Here is a 20591-nt window from a genome sequence, read left to right on the forward strand (position 1 = left end):
TAAACACTAATTGTCAAGATGCAGGGTAATCTTTCCTATCAAAGTAATTTCCGTTCCGGTGCTGATTGGGAGCATCTTTCAATTTGACAACGCCGAAAATCTACAGTTTCACCGATAGGTTATTGTCCGAATGCTTCGCCCGTACTTTTTGCCGCAAACCCTATTTATTGCCGGCAGTGTTCATTGACTATCTAGACCAAAAAAAGCCAGTCTTCCCTAATTTTTCGGGAAAACTGGCCAAGCTAATCTTGAGATTTTAACCAACGTTAGCGGTTTGTTTTTGGCTAAAAAATGCCGCCAAAACCTGTTCGGCAATCTGGGGACTGGTTAAACCCAAATCAGCGAAGGATTCCTCTGGTGTTGCGTGGTCCACTAATTTATCGGGAACCCCGAAACGCTTGACCGGAACTAGAATATTAGCATCCTGTAAAGCTTCCAAAACCGCAGAACCAAAACCACCCATCAAACAACCTTCTTCTAAAGTCACCACCTTACCAAGACGTTGGGCAAGGGGAAAGATAAGTTCTGTATCAAGGGGCTTGACAAAACGAGCATTAACCACTGTGGCCTCGATGCCGTGTTCGCTGAGGATTTCGGCCACCTGTAGGGAAGTGTTAACCATAGTGCCGTATCCTAACAGGAGAATATCATCGCCACTGCGGAGAATTTCGCCCTTACCGATGGGTAAAGCTTCCCAACCCTCTTCCATCAGGGGAACCCCTAAACCGTTGCCCCGGGGGTAACGCATGGCAATGGGGCCGCTGGTATGATTAATCCCCGTTACGACCATTCTTTGCAGTTCCGCCTCATCTTTCGGGGCCATAATGGTCATATTGGGGATACAACGCAGGTAGGCGATATCGTACATCCCTTGGTGAGTCGGTCCATCGGCCCCGACAATACCGGCCCGGTCCATGCAGAAGAAAACTGGCAGATTTTGAATGCAGATATCGTGAATAATCTGATCAAAAGCCCGCTGCAGGAAAGTAGAGTAAATAGTGACAACTGGGCGCATTCCTTCGCAAGCAAGACCACCGGCGAGAGTAACGGCGTGTTGTTCCGCAATTCCCACATCGATGTACTGTTTCGGTAGTTTTGCCTGAAATTTATCTAATCCCGTCCCGGTGGCCATGGCGGCGGTGATACCGATAATGCGCGGGTCATTTTCCGCTAATTTAGTGAGAGTATGCCCGAAAACTTTAGAATAAGCGGGAGGTTTCGGTTTACTGGAGGGAATCGGTTTACCCGTGGCTAAATTAAAGGGATTTTGGGCATGATAACCCACTTGATCTTTTTCGGCCCATTCGTAGCCTTTGCCTTTAACGGTGGCAACGTGGACGAAAACCGGTCCGTGAACCTTGTGGGCCTGTTTAAAAGTGGCGATTAATTCGGGAATATTATGACCATCAATCGGGCCAAAATATTTAAAGCCCAATTCTTCAATGACAGCGCCGACTTTGGGAACTGCTAACCGTTTCATCCCTTCTTTGACTCGTTCCATTTCGGGGGTGAGGGAGTCACCGAAGAAGGGTAGGTGTTTCAATTGTTCTTCGAGATTATCGGCGATAAACTGGACGGGTTCGCTCAAACGAACTTTATTGAGATAGCGGGAAATTGCCCCGACGTTGGGGGAAATGGACATCTCGTTATCGTTGAGGATAACCATGATGTTGGTGTTCGGTAAATGTCCAGCATGGTTAATCGCTTCTAGGGCCATACCCCCGGTTAAAGCGCCATCCCCGATGATCGATACCACCTTGAAATCTTCCCCCTTGGCATCCCGGGCTAAAGCCATTCCTAACCCAGCAGAAATGCTCGTGGAGGCGTGTCCAGCCCCAAAATGGTCAAATTTGCTCTCACAACGTTTTAGATAGCCCGCAACGCCGTTTTTTTGGCGCAGGGTGTGGAAATCGTTATAGCGGCCGGTGAGGAGTTTGTGCGGATAAGCTTGGTGTCCCACGTCCCAAAGGACTTTATCGCGATCGAGATCGAGGGTTTGGTAAAGGGCGATCGTTAGTTCTACGACTCCTAACCCCGGTCCCAAATGTCCACCGGTAGCGGCGATCGTCTGGAGGTGTTTTTCGCGAATCTGACGGGCAATATCTTCTAATTGACGGAGTGATAAACCATGTAACTGGTTGGGATGAGTAATTTCACTTAGGTGCATATCGGCTTCTTTTTCAAAGTAGTTTATCCCTATACCAACTGTATAGGATTTCCAGTCTGAGATGAGTAAAAATCTAAGCTAATCTGGCCGCCGTGCGTAAAATTTGGCCGGCTAACATGGCAGCCCCAAAACCATTATCTATATTAACCACACCGATGCCGACCGCGCAGGAATTGAGCATAGTTAACAAAGGAGCAATACCACCGAAACTGGTTCCGTAACCGATACTCGTGGGAACGGCGATCACCGGGCGATCGACTAATCCCGCTACCACACTTGGTAAGGCTCCTTCCATTCCCGCAACAACAATTAACACATCGGCGGCATCCAATAGATGGCGATGATTCAAGAGGCGATGAATTCCCGCTACTCCCACATCCCAAAGACGCTGCACGGAAAAACCGCATAATTGAGCAGTAACCGCCGCCTCCTCCGCTACGGGAATATCGGCAGTTCCCGCCGTTAGGATGGAAATTATCCCTTTTGGGGGATTTTCTGGGGCAGCTGCGGCAATGGCACAGATGCGGGCTAAGGGATAATAAACTAAGTCTGTCACCTGTTCCTGTAGCTGGGCTGCTATCTCTGCTTCAATCCGGGTGGCCATAACCACGGGACTATTTTGACGCAAAACATTGATAATTTGGGCGATTTGAGCGGTGGTTTTACCCGGCCCCCAGATAACCTCCGGAAATCCCGTTCTTAATTGACGATGATGGTCAATTTTAGCGAAGTCTTCCACCGGTTCAAAGGCCAGATGTTTAAGTTTATCTAAGGCTGTCTCCGGGTTAATTTCTCCCCTGGCAACGGCGGTCAGCAGCGATCGCAAATCGGCAGCGTGCAACATGATCAGTTATCAGTTATCAGTTATCAGTGGGTAAGTTAACAGTTATCAGATTTGAGTTTTAAGTGAGCAGTATGTGTTAAGTGACCAGTATTAAATAGCAGTTTCTTGCCATCTTTTCACTGATTACTGCTCACTGATTACTGCTCACTGATTACTGCTCACTGCTCACTGATATTAGGAGGCCATGGTAGCTGCGGGACGGCGGCGGCGATAAGTACGATTGTTCGCTGGTTCCGTTGCCGCCGCTTGCAGGAGGAAAATCACTAGAGGTTGACTCTGTAACTCCCGTTTGATTAAACGTTGCAAAGTCGTCTCGATTTCGGCCCGCAAACCGGCCCAATCTGGGTCCCCCGTCGCAGTTTTAAATTCACCAATGCGATCGCTTAAACAGCGTTCGATCGCCCGAATAATTAACTGATTCAGCAGCGGGATTTCCACTTTTGTCACCACACCGCGCAAATTAATCTCTGGAGGTGCGCTTAATTGTCCCTCAGCGTTAACGAAGGCGGCGATCGTAATCACACCATCTTCGGCTAATTGTTGTCTTTCCTGCATAATGTGTTCGTGGACCACACCCGCTTGATCAACTAACTCGATTCCCGAAGGCACTGGCGCGCCGAGGCCAATGCGATCGCTAGTTAACTCGATCGTGTCACCATTTTTGACAATTACCATATTTTCGGCGGGAATCCCCATACTTTGGGCCATCTGAGCGTGTTTGACCAGCATTCGGTGTTCTCCATGCACTGGCACAAAAAACTTCGGCCGCGTCAAAGATAGCATCAATTTATGGTCTTCTTGGGAACCATGGCCGGAAACGTGAATTCCCTTATCGCGTCCGTAAACTACGTTAGCACCCTGCATCATCAGGCGATCAATTGTATTGACCACAGCGATCGTATTACCCGGAATCGGATTAGCGGAAAAGACAATCGTATCCCCCTGACGCGCACGAATATGAGGATGTTCACCCTTAGAAATCCGCGTCATGGCCGCTAAAGGTTCCCCCTGGGAGCCTGTGGTTAAAATGACGATTTTATCATCGGCTAAATTGCGGGTCGCTTTCAGGGGTTCAAATATATCGTCGGGACATTTTATATACCCCAAATTGCGCGCATGAGCGATGACATTTAACATCGATCGACCCACTACCACCACTTTCCGGTTAAATTTCTGGGCCAATTTCAACACCAGATTAATCCGATGCACCGAGGAAGCAAAGGTAGTGATCATAATCCGTCCCGTTGCTTGGTTAAAAACCCGCTCTAAACCGGGATAAACGGAAGCTTCCGAGGGAGTATAACCGGGTACTTCCGCGTTAGTGGAATCACTCAATAAACATAGCACCCCTTTCTCGCCATGTTCGGCAATTTTTTGCAGATCAAAAAATTCGCCATCGACGGGAGTATGGTCAATTTTAAAATCTCCTGTGTGAATAATTATCCCTAAAGGAGTGTGAATTGCTACACAAAAACTATCGGCGATCGAGTGGGTATTGCGGATATATTCCACCATGAAAGATTTACCTAAACGCACCATTTGCCGAGGAGCAACGGTTTCTAATTTAGTACGATTTACTAATCCTGCTTCTTCCAATTTATCCCGCAATAAAGCCATCGCTAGACGCGGACCGTAGATAATTGGTACATCAAATTGTTTGAGATGGTAGGGAATGCCACCGATATGATCTTCGTGACCGTGGGTGACAATCATACCCTTAATTTTATGGCGATTTTCTCTTAGATAAGTCATATCGGGAAGCACTACATTGACCCCGTGCATATCATCGGAAGGAAAAGCTAAACCAGCATCCAAGAGAATAATCTCATCATCGTATTCAAAAACACAGGTGTTTTTGCCGATTTCGTGTAGTCCTCCTAGTGGAATGATCTTTAGTTTTGCTTGGGTTTTATCTTGAATCATTAGGTATCCTTTGATGGTAAGTTATGGTGATTTTTCAGGTGGTTTTTGTGGACGGGAAATCTCAAAAAATGGATAGTTAGACTTATTCTAACTAGGGAAATAACACCTAGTTAAATTCACTTAGTATCAATACTTTCTAGCAGTTCTAAACTATATTTCTTTTCTAGTTAAGCTATTAACATTATAACCTATTTCTCGAAAAAATCCTAGTTTAGTTAGCCAAATTTTCTAATATTTTTCTAGATTAAAGCCAATTCTTGCATAACTTTTGCTAATCCTTCTTCTAGCTCGGGACTTAGGGAACATAAAGGAAGTCTTAGACCCCCCACTTCCCAACCGACTAGATTTAAGGCCGCTTTAATTGGAATTGGATTAGTGGCACAGAATAAACCTTTAAACAGGGGAAATAATTTCAAATTAATCTCGATCGCTTTGGCCGCATCTCCAGTTAATAAAGCTTGAATCATCCCTTGAATTTCTTCTCCCACTAGATGACTGGCAACACTGACCACTCCCACCGCACCACAGGTCATTAGGGGTAAGGTAAGAAAATCATCGCCGGAATAAATAGCGAAATTTTCAGGAGTATGACAGTAAATCTTACAGGTTTGTTCTAAATTACCACTAGCTTCTTTTACCGCCACAATATTATCAACTGCTGCCAGTTTAATAATCGTTTCTGGGGTCATATTTTGACCCGTGCGACCAGGTATATTATAAAGCATTACTGGCAGATCGGGACAAGCTTTGGCAATGGCGCGAAAATGCTCATATAAACCCTCTTGGGGAGGTTTATTGTAGTAGGGAACCACTTGTAAAGAACCATCTAAACCCAGTTTAGCAGCCTGTTGGGTCGCTTCGATCGCTTCGGAAGTGCAATTAGAACCCGTCCCCGCAATCACTTTTCCCCGACCATTAACCGCTTTTTTGACAATACTAAATAGTTCGTATTCTTCCTGCCAACTTAGGGTGGGTGATTCTCCCGTCGTCCCACAGACCACTATACCATCGCTACCGTGGGTAACTAGATAATCGGCCAATTTTTCCACCATCCCATAATTAACTTGACCCTCGACGGTGAAGGGTGTCACCATCGCCGTAATTACTCGTCCAAAATATGTTTCACTCATTGATCAGTTATCAGTTATCAGTTATCAGTTATCAGTTATCAGTTATCAGTTATCAGTTATCAGTTATCAGTTATCAGTTATCAGCTTCTGAAGGCAAGAGGCAAAAGAAAGAATCTGGCAATCCTCCTACCTAAAAAGAAGGTTATCAACTAAGTACATCGAAGCTTTTAGCTTAACAAATTAGGTTTTAGATTCGTCCTTTGTTATCAGTTTTTGAGCGATCAGCAATCAGCTTTCAGACTTTATTTATCCGACGATTAATTAGCTATTTTTCTAGTTATCATTGCCTTGATCTAGCTGATGGCTGATAGCTTAACTATCAAACTGTTGCTAATCTTGAACCGACGAGATTTTTCTTAACTAAAAGTTCGGCAATTTGTACAGCATTTAAAGCCGCACCCTTGCGAATTTGATCGCCGCATAGCCACAATTCTAGACCGTTAGGATGGGAGATATCTTGACGAATGCGTCCCACTAATACTTCATCGCGACCGGTGGCATCAATTGGCATGGGAAAATAATTAGCGTCCCAATCTTCCACTAATCTTACCCCCGGAGCAGACTCAAGAATTTCTCTGGCTTTCAGCACAGAAAAAGGCCGACTAAATTCTAGGTTAACCGATTCCGAATGGGCGCGCAGGACGGGAACCCTCACACAGGTGGCACTAACCCGCAGCTCTGGACAAGCAAAAATCTTGCGGGTTTCGTTGACCATTTTCATTTCTTCCTCGCAGTACCCTTGACCATTAATCGGGGTATTGTGGGGAAAAAGATTAAAAGCGAGGGGATAGGGGAAGGAATTAGTGGGAGGTTGCCGATTGTCCAGAATTGCTTGCGCTTGCTGTTTTACCTCCTCCATGGCTCGCGCTCCAGCACCACTAGCGGACTGATAAGTAGAAACTACTACTCGCTCGAGCGCCTGTACTTGGTGGAGAGGCCAGATCGCCACTCCTAAAAGAATTGTCGTACAGTTGGGATTAGCGATAATGCCCCGGTGATTGTCCACACTGTCGGGATTGATTTCCGGGACAACCAGAGGCACTTCGGGATTCATGCGAAAAGCGCTGGAGTTATCGATAATCGTCGCACCCGACTCGACAATAGTTTTCGCCCAAGCTTTCGAGGTGGATCCCCCCGCAGAAGCGAGAACGATATCCACGTCCTGAAAAGAGCGCTCGTTTACCGCTTCGATTAGGAGACTTTCGCCCCGAAAATCGAGGGTTTTTCCAGCAGAACGCTCGGAAGCCAGTAATTTTAGACTAGCGAGAGGGAATTGACGACTAGCTAATAACTCTAGTAATTCCGTTCCCACGGCCCCGGTGGCCCCTAAAATAGCGACCCGTACTTTTTGACTCAAATTGTGTTACCTCCTGACGAGTTGGGTGATGATGATGATCCGAAGAAATCGTTACAGTAAAAAATCTTTTTTGTCCGCCGAGTTATTCTCAAGCTTGGATTGATCGGCTTTTGATCAGCAAAATTTTCTGATTGGGCTTAACTGCCCCAAGGACGGAATAAATTAAATATACCCCATTGACCGCTAAAATAAAAAGATTGTGACAGCTTGGGGAGCAACTGCAGCTATTCCCCTAGAATATCATGAGCGGGACGGATCCACCGCAGGCGTAAACACCGCTCACCCTATTATAAACGTTCCTTGTCGTAAGAGCTAGAAAAATCAATGAAAGTTATTCAGGAAAAGCTTCCTGCCAGTCAGATAGGTTTAGAAATTGAAATTCCCGCCGAAACCACGAAAAACACCCACGAGAAAGTGGTAAATAATTTAGCGAAGTCGGCCAATATACCCGGTTTTCGCCCCGGTAAGGTTCCCCGTCAGATTCTTCTGCAAAGATTGGGAACTAAAGCGGTAAAAGCGGCGGTAATTGAGGAATTAATCGAAAATTGCCTCGAATCTGCCCTAAAACAGGAGGGGATCGAGTCCCTGGGTAATCCCCAGCTATTGTCTCAGTTTGAGGATTTGATCGCTGCCTATGAACCGGGTAAAGCTTTGACTTTTTCAGTTTCCGTGGATGTGGCCCCGACAATTATTCTCGGAGATTACGAAAATCTGAGCGTTACTGCCGAAGAAACCGTTTATGATCCCGAATCCGTGGAAAATTGGTTTAAAGAGCGTCAAGAACAGTTAGCGACATTGGTTCCCGTGGAAGATCGCGGGGCGCAGCTGGGAGATGTGGCGATCGTTGATTATCGGGGAAAATCCGCCGAAACTGGCGAAGATATCCCGGATATTGACGGCGAAGATCTGCGGGTGGATATGGAAGCAGGACGCTTTATCGAGGGGATGGTGGAAGGAATTATCGGCATGAAACCGGAAGAAGTCAAAGAGATGACTTTAACTTTCCCAGAAGATTATCCGAAAGAGGATGTGGCAGCAAAAGCGGTAATCTTTACAATTACGATGAAAGAGTTAAAGGCAAAGGAATTACCGGAGCTTGACGACGATTTTGCCCAAGAAGTCAGCGATCAGGAAACAATCGCCGAATTAAGAGCGAGTTTAGAGAAACGTTTCCAAGAACAAGCGGAGAAGGAAACCAAAGAAAGCATTTATGACGCTTTAACCAAGGAATTGGTCAAAGGTGCGACTTTAGATTTACCGGAGACGCTGATCGAAAAGGAAGTGACGCATATTTTGACCCAAAGCTTCATGGAATTTCAACAAATGGGGCTAGATGTCAACCAGTTATTTACAAAAGATAATATTCCCAAAATGCGGGAAAACACCCGTCCCGATGCGATCGAAAGTCTGAAAGAGACTCTCGTGGTACAGGAATTGGCTAAAGTCGCCAGCATTGAAGTCAGTCCCGAAGCGGTAGCGGAAAAAATCGCTAAAATCATGGAGCAATTGTCCGATCGCGACATAGATATGCAGCGTCTGGAACAGGTGATCACCGAAGAAATGCTGGCGGAAAACACCCTAGAATGGCTGAAAGAAAAGGCTACTATCACCCTCGTCCCCAAAGGTTCCCTAGAGGAAGAAACAACCGAGGAGGAGGAAACAGAAGAAACCTTCGCATTCACCGAAGTGGAAGTGTTGGCAGCTGAGGCTGAGGAAGAATAACCGTAAGGAGTTAGCAGTCGTGTTGGGGTGTTGGGGTTTTAGGGTATTGCTTGAATTCCCCCATTCCCCCACTCCCTGATCACTGATAACTGATAACTGATAACTGATAACTGCTCACTGATAACTGATAACTGATTCCTGCCAACCGGGGAAAACTTAGGGCATAATAGATGGACAGAAGTGCTAAAGATGCTTAACATTTGCCAGTAAAAGCTCCACAGCCAAGCAAAACCCCTAAGATTGTGATAGCGGAACCGAAAAAATTATGCTCGAATCGAGATCACCTGACTACCCAATTACCAGTAATTGTCGCCCTGCTATCTACGCCAACACGGGGAGAAACTCCCTAGCTAACGTTTTACCCGTGGTAATCGAACAGTCTGGCATGGGTGAACGGGCTTTTGATATCTATTCTCGACTCCTGCGCGAGAGAATTGTCTTTCTGGGAACCCCCGTCGATGATCAGGTCGCTGATTCGATCGTCGCCCAACTCCTCTACTTGGAGGCAGAGGATCCCGAAAAGGATATCCAACTTTATATCAACTCCCCCGGTGGTTCCGTTTATGCCGGACTAGCTATCTACGACACCATGCAACAAATTCGCCCCGACGTGGCGACAATTTGTTTCGGTTTAGCCGCTAGTATGGGAGCATTCCTGCTTTGTGGTGGCGCGGCAGGTAAACGGATGTCCCTACCCAGTAGCCGGATCATGATTCACCAACCCCTCGGCGGCGCCCAAGGTCAAGCTAGTGATATCGCCATCCAAGCTAAAGAGATCCTCTATATTAAACAGAGACTCAATACCATGCTGGCTCATCACACCGGTCAACCCTACGATCGCATCGCCAACGACACCGAACGGGACTTTTTCATGTCGGCCGTCGAAGCCAAAGAATATGGGTTAATCGATCTGGTGATTTCCCGTCCCGAACTGCCCGATCCTACCGTTCCCGTTACTTCCCTGTAAATAATAAACTATGTCTAAATACGACTCCCACCTCAAGTGTTCATTTTGCGGCAAATCCCAGGAACAAGTGCGAAAATTAATCGCCGGGCCGGGGGTCTATATTTGTGACGAGTGTGTGGAACTGTGTAACGAAATTCTCGATGAGGAATTGATGGAACCGCCCAGTCCGGTCGCCCCAGTGGAGGAACGCCCCAACAAACGGCGATCGGGCCAAAACAAAACCACTTGGGAACAAATTCCCAAACCAAGAGAGATTAAAAAACACCTCGATGACTACGTTATTGGTCAAAATGAGGCGAAAAAAGTGCTGTCTGTGGCCGTTTATAACCATTACAAACGCCTCAAAGATATCCAAACCCAAAAAGCCGGTGGCGGTAGTCCAGAAGATAGCATCGAACTGCAAAAATCTAATATTCTGTTAATTGGTCCGACGGGATCGGGAAAAACCCTTCTAGCTCAAACTCTGGCTAAAATCCTCGATGTACCTTTTGCTGTCGCTGATGCCACCACTTTAACCGAGGCCGGTTATGTGGGGGAAGATGTGGAAAATATTCTCTTGCGTCTGTTACAAGTGGCAGATTTAGACGTGGAAGAAGCGCAGCGGGGCATTATCTACATCGATGAAATCGATAAAATTGCCCGTAAGAGCGAAAATACCTCGATTACCCGGGATGTGTCCGGAGAAGGGGTACAGCAAGCTTTACTGAAAATGTTAGAGGGAACGATCGCCAATGTTCCCCCCCAAGGCGGCCGCAAACACCCCTATCAGGATTGTATTCAGATTGACACCAGCAATATCCTGTTTATCTGCGGTGGGGCGTTTGTCGGTTTAGATAAGGTGATCGATCAGCGTCTCGGTAAAAAATCCATGGGCTTTATTCAACCGGGAGATAGCCAAGCTAGTAAGGATAAGGTGGCGGCAGGGTTATTAAAACAAATGACTCCCGATGATTTAGTCAAATTTGGCATGATTCCAGAGTTTGTCGGTCGGATTCCCATCCTGGCGGCGCTTTCACCCCTGGATGAGGAAGCTTTAATCGCTATCCTGACCCAACCCCGCAACGCTTTGGTGAAACAGTATCAAAAACTGTTGAAGATGGACAATGTACAGTTAGAGTTTAAATCTGATGCCGTCCTAGCGATCGCCCAAGAGGCCTATCGTCGCAAAACCGGGGCCCGGGCCCTACGGGGTATTGTCGAGGAATTAATGCTCGATGTCATGTACGAATTGCCCTCGCGCAAGGACGTGAAACGATGTTTAATCACCCGCGAAATGGTGGAAAAACGTTCCACGGCAGATCTATTGGTTCATCCTTCCTCTCTACCCAGTCAAGAATCCGCTTAAGGGGAAAAATCGAGGTTAACCATGCTGAACACCGTTCCCGCAATTGTCAAAGAAGGCCGGATCGAACTCCTCGAATCCGTGCCGATTCCAGAGGGTACTAGGGTTTTAGTCACCCTCATCCCGGAGGAGACAAACTCGGATTTCTGGCAAAAAGTCAGCGAAACTGCTCTCGCTAAGATTTGGGATAATCTGGAAGACGACATCTATGAACGATTACTCGAAGCTTGAAATCGTTCTCGTTCGTTATCCTTAAGACAATCGGACGACTATCGGACACAGATGCGCGGCGTTGGCAAAACTCTTGACGAGGATGGCTAGGTATCTAAGTAGGTGGGTGGAATTAAATATAAGATGAACGTAGGTTGGGTTGAAGCATGAAACCCAACGCCCGCATGGGTTACGCTACCGCTAACCCATCCTACAAATAATTGTACCTCCCTACTTAAGTAGGTGGGTGGAATTAAATATAAGATGAACGTAGGTTGGGTTGAAGCATGAAACCCAACGCCCGCATGGGTTACGCTACCGCTAACCCATCCTACAAATAATTGTGCCTCCCTACTTAACTATCATGAAAACTCAAATAATCGATCAAACAGTCACTGTCCGCGGTGTTCCCCACTATTACGAGTGGATTCGGGGGTCAGAATCTGCCCAGAAAAAGCCGGTTATGGTGTTTATTCATGGTTGGGGAGGATCGGGACGCTATTGGCGATCAACCGCTGCGGCAATTTGCGATCGCTTTGATTGTTTATTGTACGATATGCGGGGTTTTGGTCGGTCTAAATTGCCAGAAAAATCCCCCGATCTTTCCTACGATTTAGAAGAATATGCCCTTGATTTGGCCTTGTTTTTAGATAGTTTGGAAATCGAAAAAATCTATCTCAATAGTCACTCTATGGGGGCATCGGTGGCGACTTTTTTTATTACTATGTACCCGGAAAGAGTGGTCAAAGCAATTTTAACCTGTAATGGCATTTTTGAGTATAATAAAGCGGCTTTTGCTGCCTTTCATAAATTCGGTAAGTATGTGGTACAGTTTCGTTATGATTGGTTTTTAAAAGTACCTTTTGCCGATCGATTATTTATGGCGAGATTTTTGCATCGATCGATCCCAAAATCAGAAAGAATTGCTTTTTTAGAAGATTTTTTAGCGGCAGATTACGAGGCCGCCCTAGGCACAATTTATACATCTGTGAGTAAAAAGGCAGTGGAAATTATGCCGGGTAAATTTGCCGAGATTAAGGTACCAACTCTTTTAGTATCAGGGGAAAAAGACATTATTATCCCCGCCAAAATGGGCAAAATGGCGGCGGATTTGAATAATAATATCCAGTATGTGGAGATGGCTAATACTGCTCACTTTCCCATGTTAGAAGATGCCCCTACTTATCTAAAAAAATTGCGAGATTTTTTGGAAATTAATTAGAATGCCAAAAGGTCAGGAAAAACGCCCCAAGGCCACACCAATCAGGATAGTAACCCCGAAAAAGAGACGATACCAGACGAAAACCCAGGTACTCTGTTTTTTGAGATAATCTAATAACCAAGCGATCGAAAGATAGGAAAATATCGCCGAGGAAATTACCCCAATAACGAGGGGAATTAATTCACTGGTGTTAATCTGGTCGAGAACGCCTTTAAATTCCACTAAACCGGCTAAAGTTATCGCCGGAATCCCCAGCAGAAAGGAAAATCGCGCTGCTACTGCCCTTTCTAAACCCATGAATAACCCGGCAGTTAAGGTGGACCCAGAACGAGATACCCCCGGTATTAGGGCTAAAGCTTGGGCTAATCCCATTAAAACCCCGTCTTTTTGTCGCAAAGTCTCAAAACTGCGTTTATGTTTCCCGATTTTTTCGGCCGTAGCTAAGAGTAAAGACATGACTATAGAGGCACAGGCGATCGCTGTCATGCTTCTCAGGGGGGAATTATCTAAATCGGGAATGAAAAGTTTCATTAACAAACCGAAGAAAACAATCGGAATTGTGCCTAGGATAATCCCCACGGCCAAACGAAAATCCTGGGAACGATAATCGGAACTAGCCACCGCTTTCACCATTCCTGTGGATATTTGCCTTAAATCCTGCCAAAAATAGGACAATACCGCCGCAATACTGCCCAATTGAATCACTGCCGTATAGGTGACACCGGGATCTCCCCAACCCAAAAAGACGGGAATCACTTTTAGATGAGCGGTACTGCTAATCGGCAAAAATTCCGTCACTCCCTGCACAAATCCCAAAAAAATCGCCTGTAACCAGTTAATTTTTGCCAGAGGTATGGCGCTAGTGGTTGATTGGGCAATGGCGGCGGGTGTAATCGCCAAAATCACCGTTATTATCGCTAGTCCTAGCCATTTATAGCTTTTTTTCAGGAAGGAAAACATCATTTTTCAGTAAAAAAAGGGGATAGGTGTGGGGTGTGGGGGGTTAGGGAAATTAACTAATCAATATTACTGCCTTTTGTCTATTTCCCATTCTCCTGTCTCCTGTCTCCTGTCTCCTGTCTCCTGTCTCCTGTCTCCTGTCTCCTATCTCCTGTCTCCTGTCTCCTATCTCCTGTCTCCTAATTTAAGTATAAATACTTGTTGACAACTCATAGTCGTTATGAGTACACTTAATTTAGACAAACTCGAAATGAGTACGACTTAGTAATTAGGAGTTGAAGATTATGCTACCAAACCGAGAAGGACAGAGAGTTCCCGATGTCACCTTTCCCGTGCGTCAAAATAATCAATGGGTGAACATCACCAGCGAGGAATTATTCAAAGGAAAAACCGTTGTTCTTTTTGCCTTACCCGGGGCATTCACTCCCACCTGTTCCACCTCCCATTTACCCGGATATAACGAATTAGCCCCGGTTTTTCGGGAAAATGGCGTAGATAGTATTGTTTGCTTGTCGGTGAATGATACCTTTGTCATGAACGAGTGGGCAAAAGATCAAGAATGTGATAATGTCGTCTTGATTCCCGACGGTAACGGCGAATTTAGCGCAGGAATGGGGATGTTAGTCGATAAAGCTGACTTAGGTTTCGGTCAACGTTCTTGGCGCTATTCGATGCTAGTCAAAGATGGTGTTATCGAGAAAATGTTCATTGAACCGGAAGAACCGGGAGATCCTTTCAAAGTCTCCGATGCAGAAACGATGTTACACTACATCAACCCAGAAGCCAAAAAACCGCCTTTAGTCTCTCTTTTCTCGAAAGTGGGCTGTCCCTACTGCCTCCGGGCTAAGAAAATGTTAGAAGAAAAAGGCCTACAATACGAAGAAATTATCCTCGGACGCGATGCCACCAGTCGTTCTCTGCGGGCCATGAGTGGTAATACCACCACCCCGCAAGTCTTCATTAACGGCAAGTTAATTGGTGGTTCGGAAGAATTAGCGGCTTATTTAGGAGCATAATTAATTAAGCTATCAGCTGTCAGCTTCTGATTTTTCAATTAATTAGCCATTTTTCTAGTTATCAACACTATTATCTAGCTGACGGCTGAGGGCGATGTTAATCAATTCTGAAAGGGGATGTGTATAGCTTGAGCTTAATTTTAGGATCAAAATCAGTCCCCTCTACACGGACACAAGTGAGAAAATTATCAAGTATTCTGTTAACTGATCAAGGAGAAAGATTATGGTAGCCACTCCAGTCAAAACCAAAACCACGGGACAATACTACGCCACCCGCATCGATTTAGCATTAGATATCCGCAAAGCTATGGTTGAAATCCTAAGCCAAACCCTTGCCGCTAGTTTAGACCTAAAAACTCAGGTTAAACAGGCCCACTGGAATGTCAAAGGTTTAAATTTCTACCAATTGCACAGCCTCTTCGACGAAATGGCCACGGAATTAGAAGACTATGGGGACATGGTAGCAGAACGGATTACCGCTTTAGGTGGAACCGCTTTGGGAACAGCGCGCATCGCCGCCGCTAACTCGATTCTGCCAGAATATCCGGCTGATATCGTCGATGGTAGTGAACATATCGTTGCTTTAGCCGAACGTTATGCCTTATACGCTTCCCATCTTCGTTCTGCTATTGATACCACTGGCAATCAAGGGGATGCTGACACAGCGGATCTCTATACGGAAATCTCCCGGGACATCGATAAACGTCTCTGGTTCCTAGAAGCGCATCTGATTAAATCGGAAGATGTTATCAGATAAATTTGGGGTGTATTAACTTAGCTTAATACACCTTAAATTCTCGTAATCGGTAAACGTAGCCAATCGCTTAATTGTTGTGCCAACCAATCTAATTCGGCTTCGCTAACATCTTCACTGGCAGTGATAACATATTCTCGATGGTTGGCAACGAGAACCAGACAAGGAGGAATAATATTAACATTTTCTCCCTGCATAGTGACGGTGACATTGCGACGGAGGAGACTATAAATTTCGGAACTAGCAGCATCGGCATTTAGTTTAAATTTCAGCCCCCAGAGTTTTTGGTAGAGAGAAACTTTTTTGGGGGTAATTTTTAACTCTAGTTCCCCCTGCCAAAAAGATTTCCATAACTGCCAAGATAAACTAGAGGAGATTAAATTGAGCAGAAAAATTAGGATAATCGGGATTAAAAAAGCGACCAGTTTGAGATCATAAATACCGACTATGGTTAAGAGAATGATCGTAAAGAATAGGGATGGTAAAAACTGTCTTAACTGGGTTTTGAGATTGTTGAAAAACTTTTGTTTGGTTTTACTAGCGATTTTTATTTGCAGGAGATTATCTTTTTTATAAACAGTAACTTCGCTGCCGTAGGGTTTGGTCAGATTGCCAATAGATACTAGGATCAATTGACAACTATATAAGCTGGCTAAAGCTTCTGTCACCGAACGAAAATGAGAGTCTGGGGGGGAGTTTGATAATCTTTTTAACCAATAGATGAAAAAAGCGCTTAGATTAGTTTTTTGTTCAAAGTTTTCGGGTATGTAACGATGCTTAATCCCCGTGGCTAAACTGATCAAACTTTTGCCTAGATCCTGTAAGTCGGTGGTGGGAGAATCGGAATCAAAGGCAAAATCAACTAGATAAAAACGATGGGACTGGGTATCAAAGAGGATATTACTAAGTTTAATATTGCCGTGGTTAATGGGGACATCCTGCTGATGGAGATAGGAGAGAATCTCCAAAAGATATTTGGCAATTTGTTTGAGATCTTGTTCTGCTAACAAATAACTGGAGTTTAGATAGTTTTCTACAGGCTGCGCTGATAAATAAGGTCGGACAATAGCGATGATTGCTTCCTGGGATGAATCTATCTCAAAGCTATCGAGGTATTTGGGGAGAGATGGGTGAGAGAGTTGTCGCAATAGGGCAATTTTACCGGTTATTTCTTCGATAAACTGACTCCCTTGCCCCCTAGGAACAGAAATAAGTTTAATGATAACTAACTGGGTGGTGTGTCTGTCCCTCGCTAAGATAGTTTTTTTTCCTAGTAACTGTTGGACTTGATAACGACTATGGAGAACTCGATCGAGCATGGGGGAGGATGGAGTAAGTACTATCTCTAGGATAGCTCACTCTGGAAACTCTAGCCGCTATCTTTAGCATCCTTTTAATATTTTAACAATTGATTAAAAATTGCCGCTTTACCTAGAAAGAACTGCTAGGGCAGTCCTATTTGAGTTATTTTAATTATCTATTCGCCAAGGCTGCCGGCAAGGGGAGAGCAAAAGGGAACGGTGAGCATTTCTAAGACTGCCATGACTTTTTATTGTTAGGAATCCTAACGGATTGCTGAACATATTACTGTCTTAACTATGTTTTCAGTTTTAGCGAACACTCACGCCCAATTGTAGCATTTTTATCGATTTTTGTCAAGATATATTTGACACAATTTATTAGAAAAAGGGTTTCCAATTAAAGAGGGCGAATGCAATTCGCCCCTACAATAATATTATTATTATTGTGCCAATGGTAGGGGCGCATCGCGTGCGCCCAGAATGTCCTAAGTAGGTAGGCACAATTATTTGTAGGATGGGTTAGCGGTAGCGTAACATAATCGGGCGTTGGGTTTCATGCTTCAACCCAACCTACGTTCATTTTATATTTAATTCCACCCACCTACTTATAGATATTTCGACAAAATTGAAAGGCAGAAAAAGGGTTTATAAAGAAACCCTTTTTCTAGTTTCCAACTAATCCTATTTGACCTAATAGGTAAGGCTATACCAAGATTATCTATGGCAAGACATCACCCAATGGTTTCCAACTAATCCTATTTGACCTAATAGGTAAGGAAGAAGGTAAAAAGACTCCTTGAATATTTGTTGTATGTTTCCAACTAATCCTATTTGACCTAATAGGTAAGGTTTGGCAAATCCCCATGTACGCTTTAGATTTTACAGCGTTTCCAACTAATCCTATTTGACCTAATAGGTAAGGCATTAAAAACCTTAGCAGAGCTTCATGCCCAGTTGTTTCCAACTAATCCTATTTGACCTAATAGGTAAGGCCGCTTGCATTTTTAAAGCGGTGCTGATTTATGGGTTTCCAACTAATCCTATTTGACCTAATAGGTAAGGTTGATATGCCTGCTGTTTTTGCAGCCTTAAATGAGGGTTTCCAACTAATCCTATTTGACCTAATAGGTAAGGGGGGCTGCCCAGATTGTACAGACTCTAGGGCCAAAAGGTTTCCAACTAATCCTATTTGACCTAATAGGTAAGGTTTAGTCCGTAATTTGTTAGCTAATCCTCACGTTCGTTATCTGTTTCCAACTAATCCTATTTGACCTAATAGGTAAGGATCACGAACGAGGATGAGTTAAATGCGCTCTTCAAGAAGTTTCCAACTAATCCTATTTGACCTAATAGGTAAGGAGTACCCCTTGGAAAGTCTCATCGAGAGGGGAAGACAGACCCCCAAATCGACGCATCTCCAAAAAGGTGGTATTGAGGGGGGTAAAAGTCCCGATACCAAAGGGTAGAACCCTGACTGGGAGAGCAATCGACACATCTAACCAGAGAATCGGGGTTTTAGGTCGGGGAGGGGGTGCATCGATTTTCAGTCAAGAGTTGGGGGACAAGCTAGATGATGTAGAGATTTGGGGGTGGTTGAGGAGGAGAACCTCCCATCACCAACAATCTAGAGACAGCTTCTTCGGAAATCCCATAGAAGCGCACATCATCCTCTTGAGGATTGACCCTTTCTACTACTTTAGCGTACAGTTTCCGCCTCTGGATGTGTAATTAATTTTGCTTAAGTAATTATCTGTAATTAAGTAGCTGGTTATAATTAAATTAAAAATGGATTTTAGGTTCGATCCCCCCTGCCCCCCTTGATAAGGGGGGTGCCGATAGGCGGGGGGATCTGACAACTTTTAACGCCTACCTACTTAATTGTCTAGCTACTGATTAAGGAGGGTAGCGGGGGTGGGAGTTTTTTTTAAGGATTTTTTAACCCCAAAAATCCCCCGATTCTGGCGAGTCATTAGTATCATGGATAACAACAACAAGTTTTAGGTCTAATCCGATAAAAATCATGACCTACCTATCTCCTAAATTATTCACTTTTGAAGACTTTTTAAACCAGTATGGAGATGACCCACGCTATCAATTAATTGACGGGGAGTTGCGAGACATGGAACCCACCGGACCTCATGAATCCGTAGCGGGAAAAATCGCAGGAAGACTGTGGGGAGAAATCTTGCGATTACATCTACTCTGGACAATTCCTAAAAACTGTTTGCTCCGTCCAGAATCCGGTCAAGCTACTGCTTTACGTCCCGATGTCATCATTTTGGATGAAGTGGACTTTAGCACCGAACCTCTCTGGGAAAAACAACCAATTTTAACTAGCTCCCCAGCAATTAAATTAGTGGTAGAAGTGGTTAGTAGTAATTGGCAAGATGATTATGCACGCAAAGTTGAAGAATACTCATCTTTAGGTATTGCTGAATATTGGATTGTCGATTTTCGTGGATTGGGTGGCATCTCTTTTATCGGTAAACCCAAACAGCCTACTTTGACTATTTGTCAGCTAGAAGGTGATGAATATCAACAAAAATTATATCGTCTTTATGAGCGCATTAGTTCGGCAGTTTTTCCCGAATTGTCTCTGTGTCTTCTCGATATTATGCCCTAAATCTCTAGTAAAGTTATGCTGAAATCTCTTAAAAATGTCCTGGGTAATCTGCGTCAATATCCCTATAATATTATCTTTAATCCCCTCACCAATGCAGCATTAGCCATCGCCGCTATTTTGGCACTAATTGCCGATCAATTTGGCCAGGGATATTATCTAATTTTTCTGATTACTTTGGCTCTAGTTATCATCGGTATCTGGCTAGAATCTCAGAAATACGACCTCTATAAACATCAGGCGATTCCTCTACCGATAGTGATTAATATTGCTAATCCTGCCGATAGTAATAAGGCTCTGCAATCGCTTTTTAATATCATCGAAACAGAAAATAAATACAAAGAGCATCAAAATAATCTTGACCAGTATCTCAATATTAGCGAAACAGATTTAATTTTTAACTACTCCTGTGATATTTATGATCAAGAAATGCTGAAAACTTTTCTGCAAATACTACGCTATAATCTAGAGAAACTTAAGAAAAAAACTCCCCAAAATACTATTATTTATCTTGCCTATATCGGTCCGATTAGCGTCGCTATTATGGTCGGCACTATTCTCGCTACTGAAGGAGTAAAAATCTTTCAATATAATAAATCTTCTGATAGTTATTATCCTGTGGTGGCAATTAGCGATCGCAAACTCAAAGAAGATATTAAGGAATACGAAAAATTTGAGCGTGTTGTCACCGAAAAAGGTCAAGATAGAGTAACTATAGCCATCGATGTTTCTTCCCATAAAATTAATCTTAATGATCAGAGTATCGAAAACTACGGCGATTTAATTTATCTGAAAAGTAAAGGCAGTGGTACAATCGAAAAAAATGAAGATTGGCTACAATATTCTAGAGAAATCTTTAAAACTATCAACATCGCTCAACAAAAAAACTATCAAGAGATTAAGCTAGTTTATTCCATGCCTATAACTTTGGGAATACTTGTCGGAATGGCCGTTCAACAATACTGGCCAATTCTCCTAACTCAATACGAAAATTCTACCTACAGAAATCTTATTAATCTTCAGGAATTTAAACTTTATCGAGGACAATAAAGATAA

18 protein-coding genes and 1 CRISPR repeat array are annotated in these 20591 nt (G+C 44.2%); of the genes, 10 read left to right on the forward strand and 8 right to left on the reverse strand.

Features of this window, described 5'->3' with window-relative positions:
• Window positions 1-256: 256 nt before the first annotated feature.
• The 4 genes from dxs to dapA all read right to left on the reverse strand — a co-directional run bounded on the left by dxs (window position 257) and on the right by dapA (window position 6064).
• Window positions 257-2167: a 1-deoxy-D-xylulose-5-phosphate synthase gene (gene dxs / locus IM509_RS19420; protein ID WP_052276252.1), complete on the reverse strand. Its 1911-nt coding sequence runs from the start codon at window positions 2165-2167 to the stop codon at window positions 257-259.
• 73 nt (window positions 2168-2240) lie between these two features.
• Entirely contained in the window at window positions 2241-3011 is a 771-nt protein-coding gene (gene larB, locus IM509_RS19425; RefSeq protein WP_052276251.1) for a nickel pincer cofactor biosynthesis protein LarB, read from the reverse strand.
• Between the two features lie 174 nt (window positions 3012-3185).
• The gene (locus tag IM509_RS19430) at window positions 3186-4934 is read right to left on the reverse strand and encodes a ribonuclease J (protein WP_052276250.1); all 1749 of its coding nucleotides are present in this window, start codon (window positions 4932-4934) and stop codon (window positions 3186-3188) included.
• A 239-nt stretch (window positions 4935-5173) separates the two neighbouring features.
• Window positions 5174-6064: a 4-hydroxy-tetrahydrodipicolinate synthase gene (gene dapA, locus IM509_RS19435; RefSeq protein WP_072924875.1), complete on the reverse strand. Its 891-nt coding sequence runs from the start codon at window positions 6062-6064 to the stop codon at window positions 5174-5176.
• On the opposite strand from dapA, the gene IM509_RS19440 reads away from it, so the two are divergent.
• Window positions 6052-6198 (forward strand): hypothetical protein, encoded by a 147-nt coding sequence (locus IM509_RS19440; RefSeq protein WP_287717328.1) that lies wholly within the window; start codon window positions 6052-6054, stop codon window positions 6196-6198. The two genes, dapA and IM509_RS19440, sit on opposite strands and share 13 nt — an antisense overlap.
• Before the next feature lie 185 nt (window positions 6199-6383).
• Here IM509_RS19440 and IM509_RS19445 read toward each other — a convergent pair whose 3' ends face one another.
• On the reverse strand, window positions 6384-7421 hold the full coding sequence (locus IM509_RS19445; RefSeq protein ID WP_052276248.1) for an aspartate-semialdehyde dehydrogenase: 1038 nt from the start codon (window positions 7419-7421) through the stop codon (window positions 6384-6386).
• 324 nt (window positions 7422-7745) lie between these two features.
• Here IM509_RS19445 and tig point away from each other — a divergent pair, with 324 nt between their 5' ends.
• Window positions 7746-9143 (forward strand): trigger factor, encoded by a 1398-nt coding sequence (gene tig / locus IM509_RS19450; protein ID WP_052276247.1) that lies wholly within the window; start codon window positions 7746-7748, stop codon window positions 9141-9143.
• Window positions 9144-9181: 38 nt separating this feature from the next.
• Here the strand turns inward: tig and IM509_RS19455 are convergent, their stop codons facing one another.
• Window positions 9182-9343 (reverse strand): hypothetical protein, encoded by a 162-nt coding sequence (locus IM509_RS19455; RefSeq protein ID WP_287717329.1) that lies wholly within the window; start codon window positions 9341-9343, stop codon window positions 9182-9184.
• A 65-nt stretch (window positions 9344-9408) separates the two neighbouring features.
• Between IM509_RS19455 and clpP the strand changes: the two genes are divergently transcribed.
• The 4 genes from clpP to IM509_RS19475 all read left to right on the forward strand — a co-directional run bounded on the left by clpP (window position 9409) and on the right by IM509_RS19475 (window position 12884).
• Window positions 9409-10110, forward strand: coding sequence for an ATP-dependent Clp endopeptidase proteolytic subunit ClpP (gene clpP, locus IM509_RS19460; protein WP_002736918.1), 702 nt, complete (start codon window positions 9409-9411; stop codon window positions 10108-10110).
• Window positions 10111-10120: 10 nt separating this feature from the next.
• A complete protein-coding gene (clpX, locus tag IM509_RS19465) occupies window positions 10121-11455 on the forward strand; it encodes an ATP-dependent protease ATP-binding subunit ClpX (RefSeq protein ID WP_002758596.1) in 1335 nt (444 codons plus the stop codon).
• A 21-nt stretch (window positions 11456-11476) separates the two neighbouring features.
• On the forward strand, window positions 11477-11683 hold the full coding sequence (locus tag IM509_RS19470; protein WP_002737934.1) for a hypothetical protein: 207 nt from the start codon (window positions 11477-11479) through the stop codon (window positions 11681-11683).
• 343 nt (window positions 11684-12026) lie between these two features.
• Window positions 12027-12884: an alpha/beta fold hydrolase gene (locus IM509_RS19475; protein WP_052276246.1), complete on the forward strand. Its 858-nt coding sequence runs from the start codon at window positions 12027-12029 to the stop codon at window positions 12882-12884.
• A gap of 12 nt (window positions 12885-12896) precedes the next feature.
• Here IM509_RS19475 and IM509_RS19480 read toward each other — a convergent pair whose 3' ends face one another.
• Window positions 12897-13847, reverse strand: a complete 951-nt coding sequence (locus IM509_RS19480) for an undecaprenyl-diphosphate phosphatase (RefSeq protein ID WP_185237849.1) — start codon at window positions 13845-13847, stop codon at window positions 12897-12899.
• Window positions 13848-14128: 281 nt separating this feature from the next.
• Between IM509_RS19480 and IM509_RS19485 the strand changes: the two genes are divergently transcribed.
• Entirely contained in the window at window positions 14129-14860 is a 732-nt protein-coding gene (locus IM509_RS19485) for a glutathione peroxidase (protein WP_052276244.1), read from the forward strand.
• Between the two features lie 223 nt (window positions 14861-15083).
• Window positions 15084-15617 carry a DNA starvation/stationary phase protection protein Dps gene (dps, locus tag IM509_RS19490; RefSeq protein ID WP_072924884.1) on the forward strand — a complete coding sequence of 178 codons (534 nt, stop codon included), beginning with the start codon at window positions 15084-15086 and terminating at the stop codon, window positions 15615-15617.
• A 32-nt stretch (window positions 15618-15649) separates the two neighbouring features.
• Here the strand turns inward: dps and IM509_RS19495 are convergent, their stop codons facing one another.
• Complete coding sequence (locus IM509_RS19495; protein ID WP_185237850.1) at window positions 15650-16933, reverse strand: protein kinase domain-containing protein; 1284 nt, start codon at window positions 16931-16933, stop codon at window positions 15650-15652.
• A gap of 649 nt (window positions 16934-17582) precedes the next feature.
• Window positions 17583-18274: a CRISPR direct-repeat array (repeat unit 36 nt; unit sequence GTTTCCAACTAATCCTATTTGACCTAATAGGTAAGG).
• Between the two features lie 661 nt (window positions 18275-18935).
• Here IM509_RS19495 and IM509_RS19500 point away from each other — a divergent pair.
• Window positions 18936-19538, forward strand: a complete 603-nt coding sequence (locus IM509_RS19500; protein WP_185237419.1) for a Uma2 family endonuclease — start codon at window positions 18936-18938, stop codon at window positions 19536-19538.
• Between the two features lie 15 nt (window positions 19539-19553).
• Window positions 19554-20585 (forward strand): SAVED domain-containing protein, encoded by a 1032-nt coding sequence (locus tag IM509_RS19505; RefSeq protein WP_185237420.1) that lies wholly within the window; start codon window positions 19554-19556, stop codon window positions 20583-20585.
• The last annotated feature ends 6 nt before the right edge of the window (window positions 20586-20591 follow it).

This window comes from Microcystis sp. M31BS1 (assembly GCF_020245285.1).
Taxonomy (GTDB): domain Bacteria; phylum Cyanobacteriota; class Cyanobacteriia; order Cyanobacteriales; family Microcystaceae; genus Microcystis; species Microcystis panniformis.

Excerpts from the sequence above, each read along its gene's own strand:
- dxs (WP_052276252.1), bottom strand. The coding sequence starts at position 2,167 with ATGCACCTAAGTGAAATTACTCATCCCAACCAGTTACATGGTTTATCA.
- larB (WP_052276251.1), bottom strand. The coding sequence starts at position 3,011 with ATGTTGCACGCTGCCGATTTGCGATCGCTGCTGACCGCCGTTGCCAGG.
- IM509_RS19430 (WP_052276250.1), bottom strand. The coding sequence starts at position 4,934 with ATGATTCAAGATAAAACCCAAGCAAAACTAAAGATCATTCCACTAGGA.
- IM509_RS19440 (WP_287717328.1), top strand. The coding sequence starts at position 6,052 with ATGTTTCACTCATTGATCAGTTATCAGTTATCAGTTATCAGTTATCAG.
- dapA (WP_072924875.1), bottom strand. The coding sequence starts at position 6,064 with ATGAGTGAAACATATTTTGGACGAGTAATTACGGCGATGGTGACACCC.
- tig (WP_052276247.1), top strand. The coding sequence starts at position 7,746 with ATGAAAGTTATTCAGGAAAAGCTTCCTGCCAGTCAGATAGGTTTAGAA.
- IM509_RS19455 (WP_287717329.1), bottom strand. The coding sequence starts at position 9,343 with ATGTTAAGCATCTTTAGCACTTCTGTCCATCTATTATGCCCTAAGTTT.
- clpP (WP_002736918.1), top strand. The coding sequence starts at position 9,409 with ATGCTCGAATCGAGATCACCTGACTACCCAATTACCAGTAATTGTCGC.
- clpX (WP_002758596.1), top strand. The coding sequence starts at position 10,121 with ATGTCTAAATACGACTCCCACCTCAAGTGTTCATTTTGCGGCAAATCC.
- IM509_RS19470 (WP_002737934.1), top strand. The coding sequence starts at position 11,477 with ATGCTGAACACCGTTCCCGCAATTGTCAAAGAAGGCCGGATCGAACTC.
- IM509_RS19475 (WP_052276246.1), top strand. The coding sequence starts at position 12,027 with ATGAAAACTCAAATAATCGATCAAACAGTCACTGTCCGCGGTGTTCCC.
- IM509_RS19480 (WP_185237849.1), bottom strand. The coding sequence starts at position 13,847 with ATGATGTTTTCCTTCCTGAAAAAAAGCTATAAATGGCTAGGACTAGCG.
- IM509_RS19485 (WP_052276244.1), top strand. The coding sequence starts at position 14,129 with ATGCTACCAAACCGAGAAGGACAGAGAGTTCCCGATGTCACCTTTCCC.
- dps (WP_072924884.1), top strand. The coding sequence starts at position 15,084 with ATGGTAGCCACTCCAGTCAAAACCAAAACCACGGGACAATACTACGCC.
- IM509_RS19495 (WP_185237850.1), bottom strand. The coding sequence starts at position 16,933 with ATGCTCGATCGAGTTCTCCATAGTCGTTATCAAGTCCAACAGTTACTA.
- IM509_RS19500 (WP_185237419.1), top strand. The coding sequence starts at position 18,936 with ATGACCTACCTATCTCCTAAATTATTCACTTTTGAAGACTTTTTAAAC.
- IM509_RS19505 (WP_185237420.1), top strand. The coding sequence starts at position 19,554 with ATGCTGAAATCTCTTAAAAATGTCCTGGGTAATCTGCGTCAATATCCC.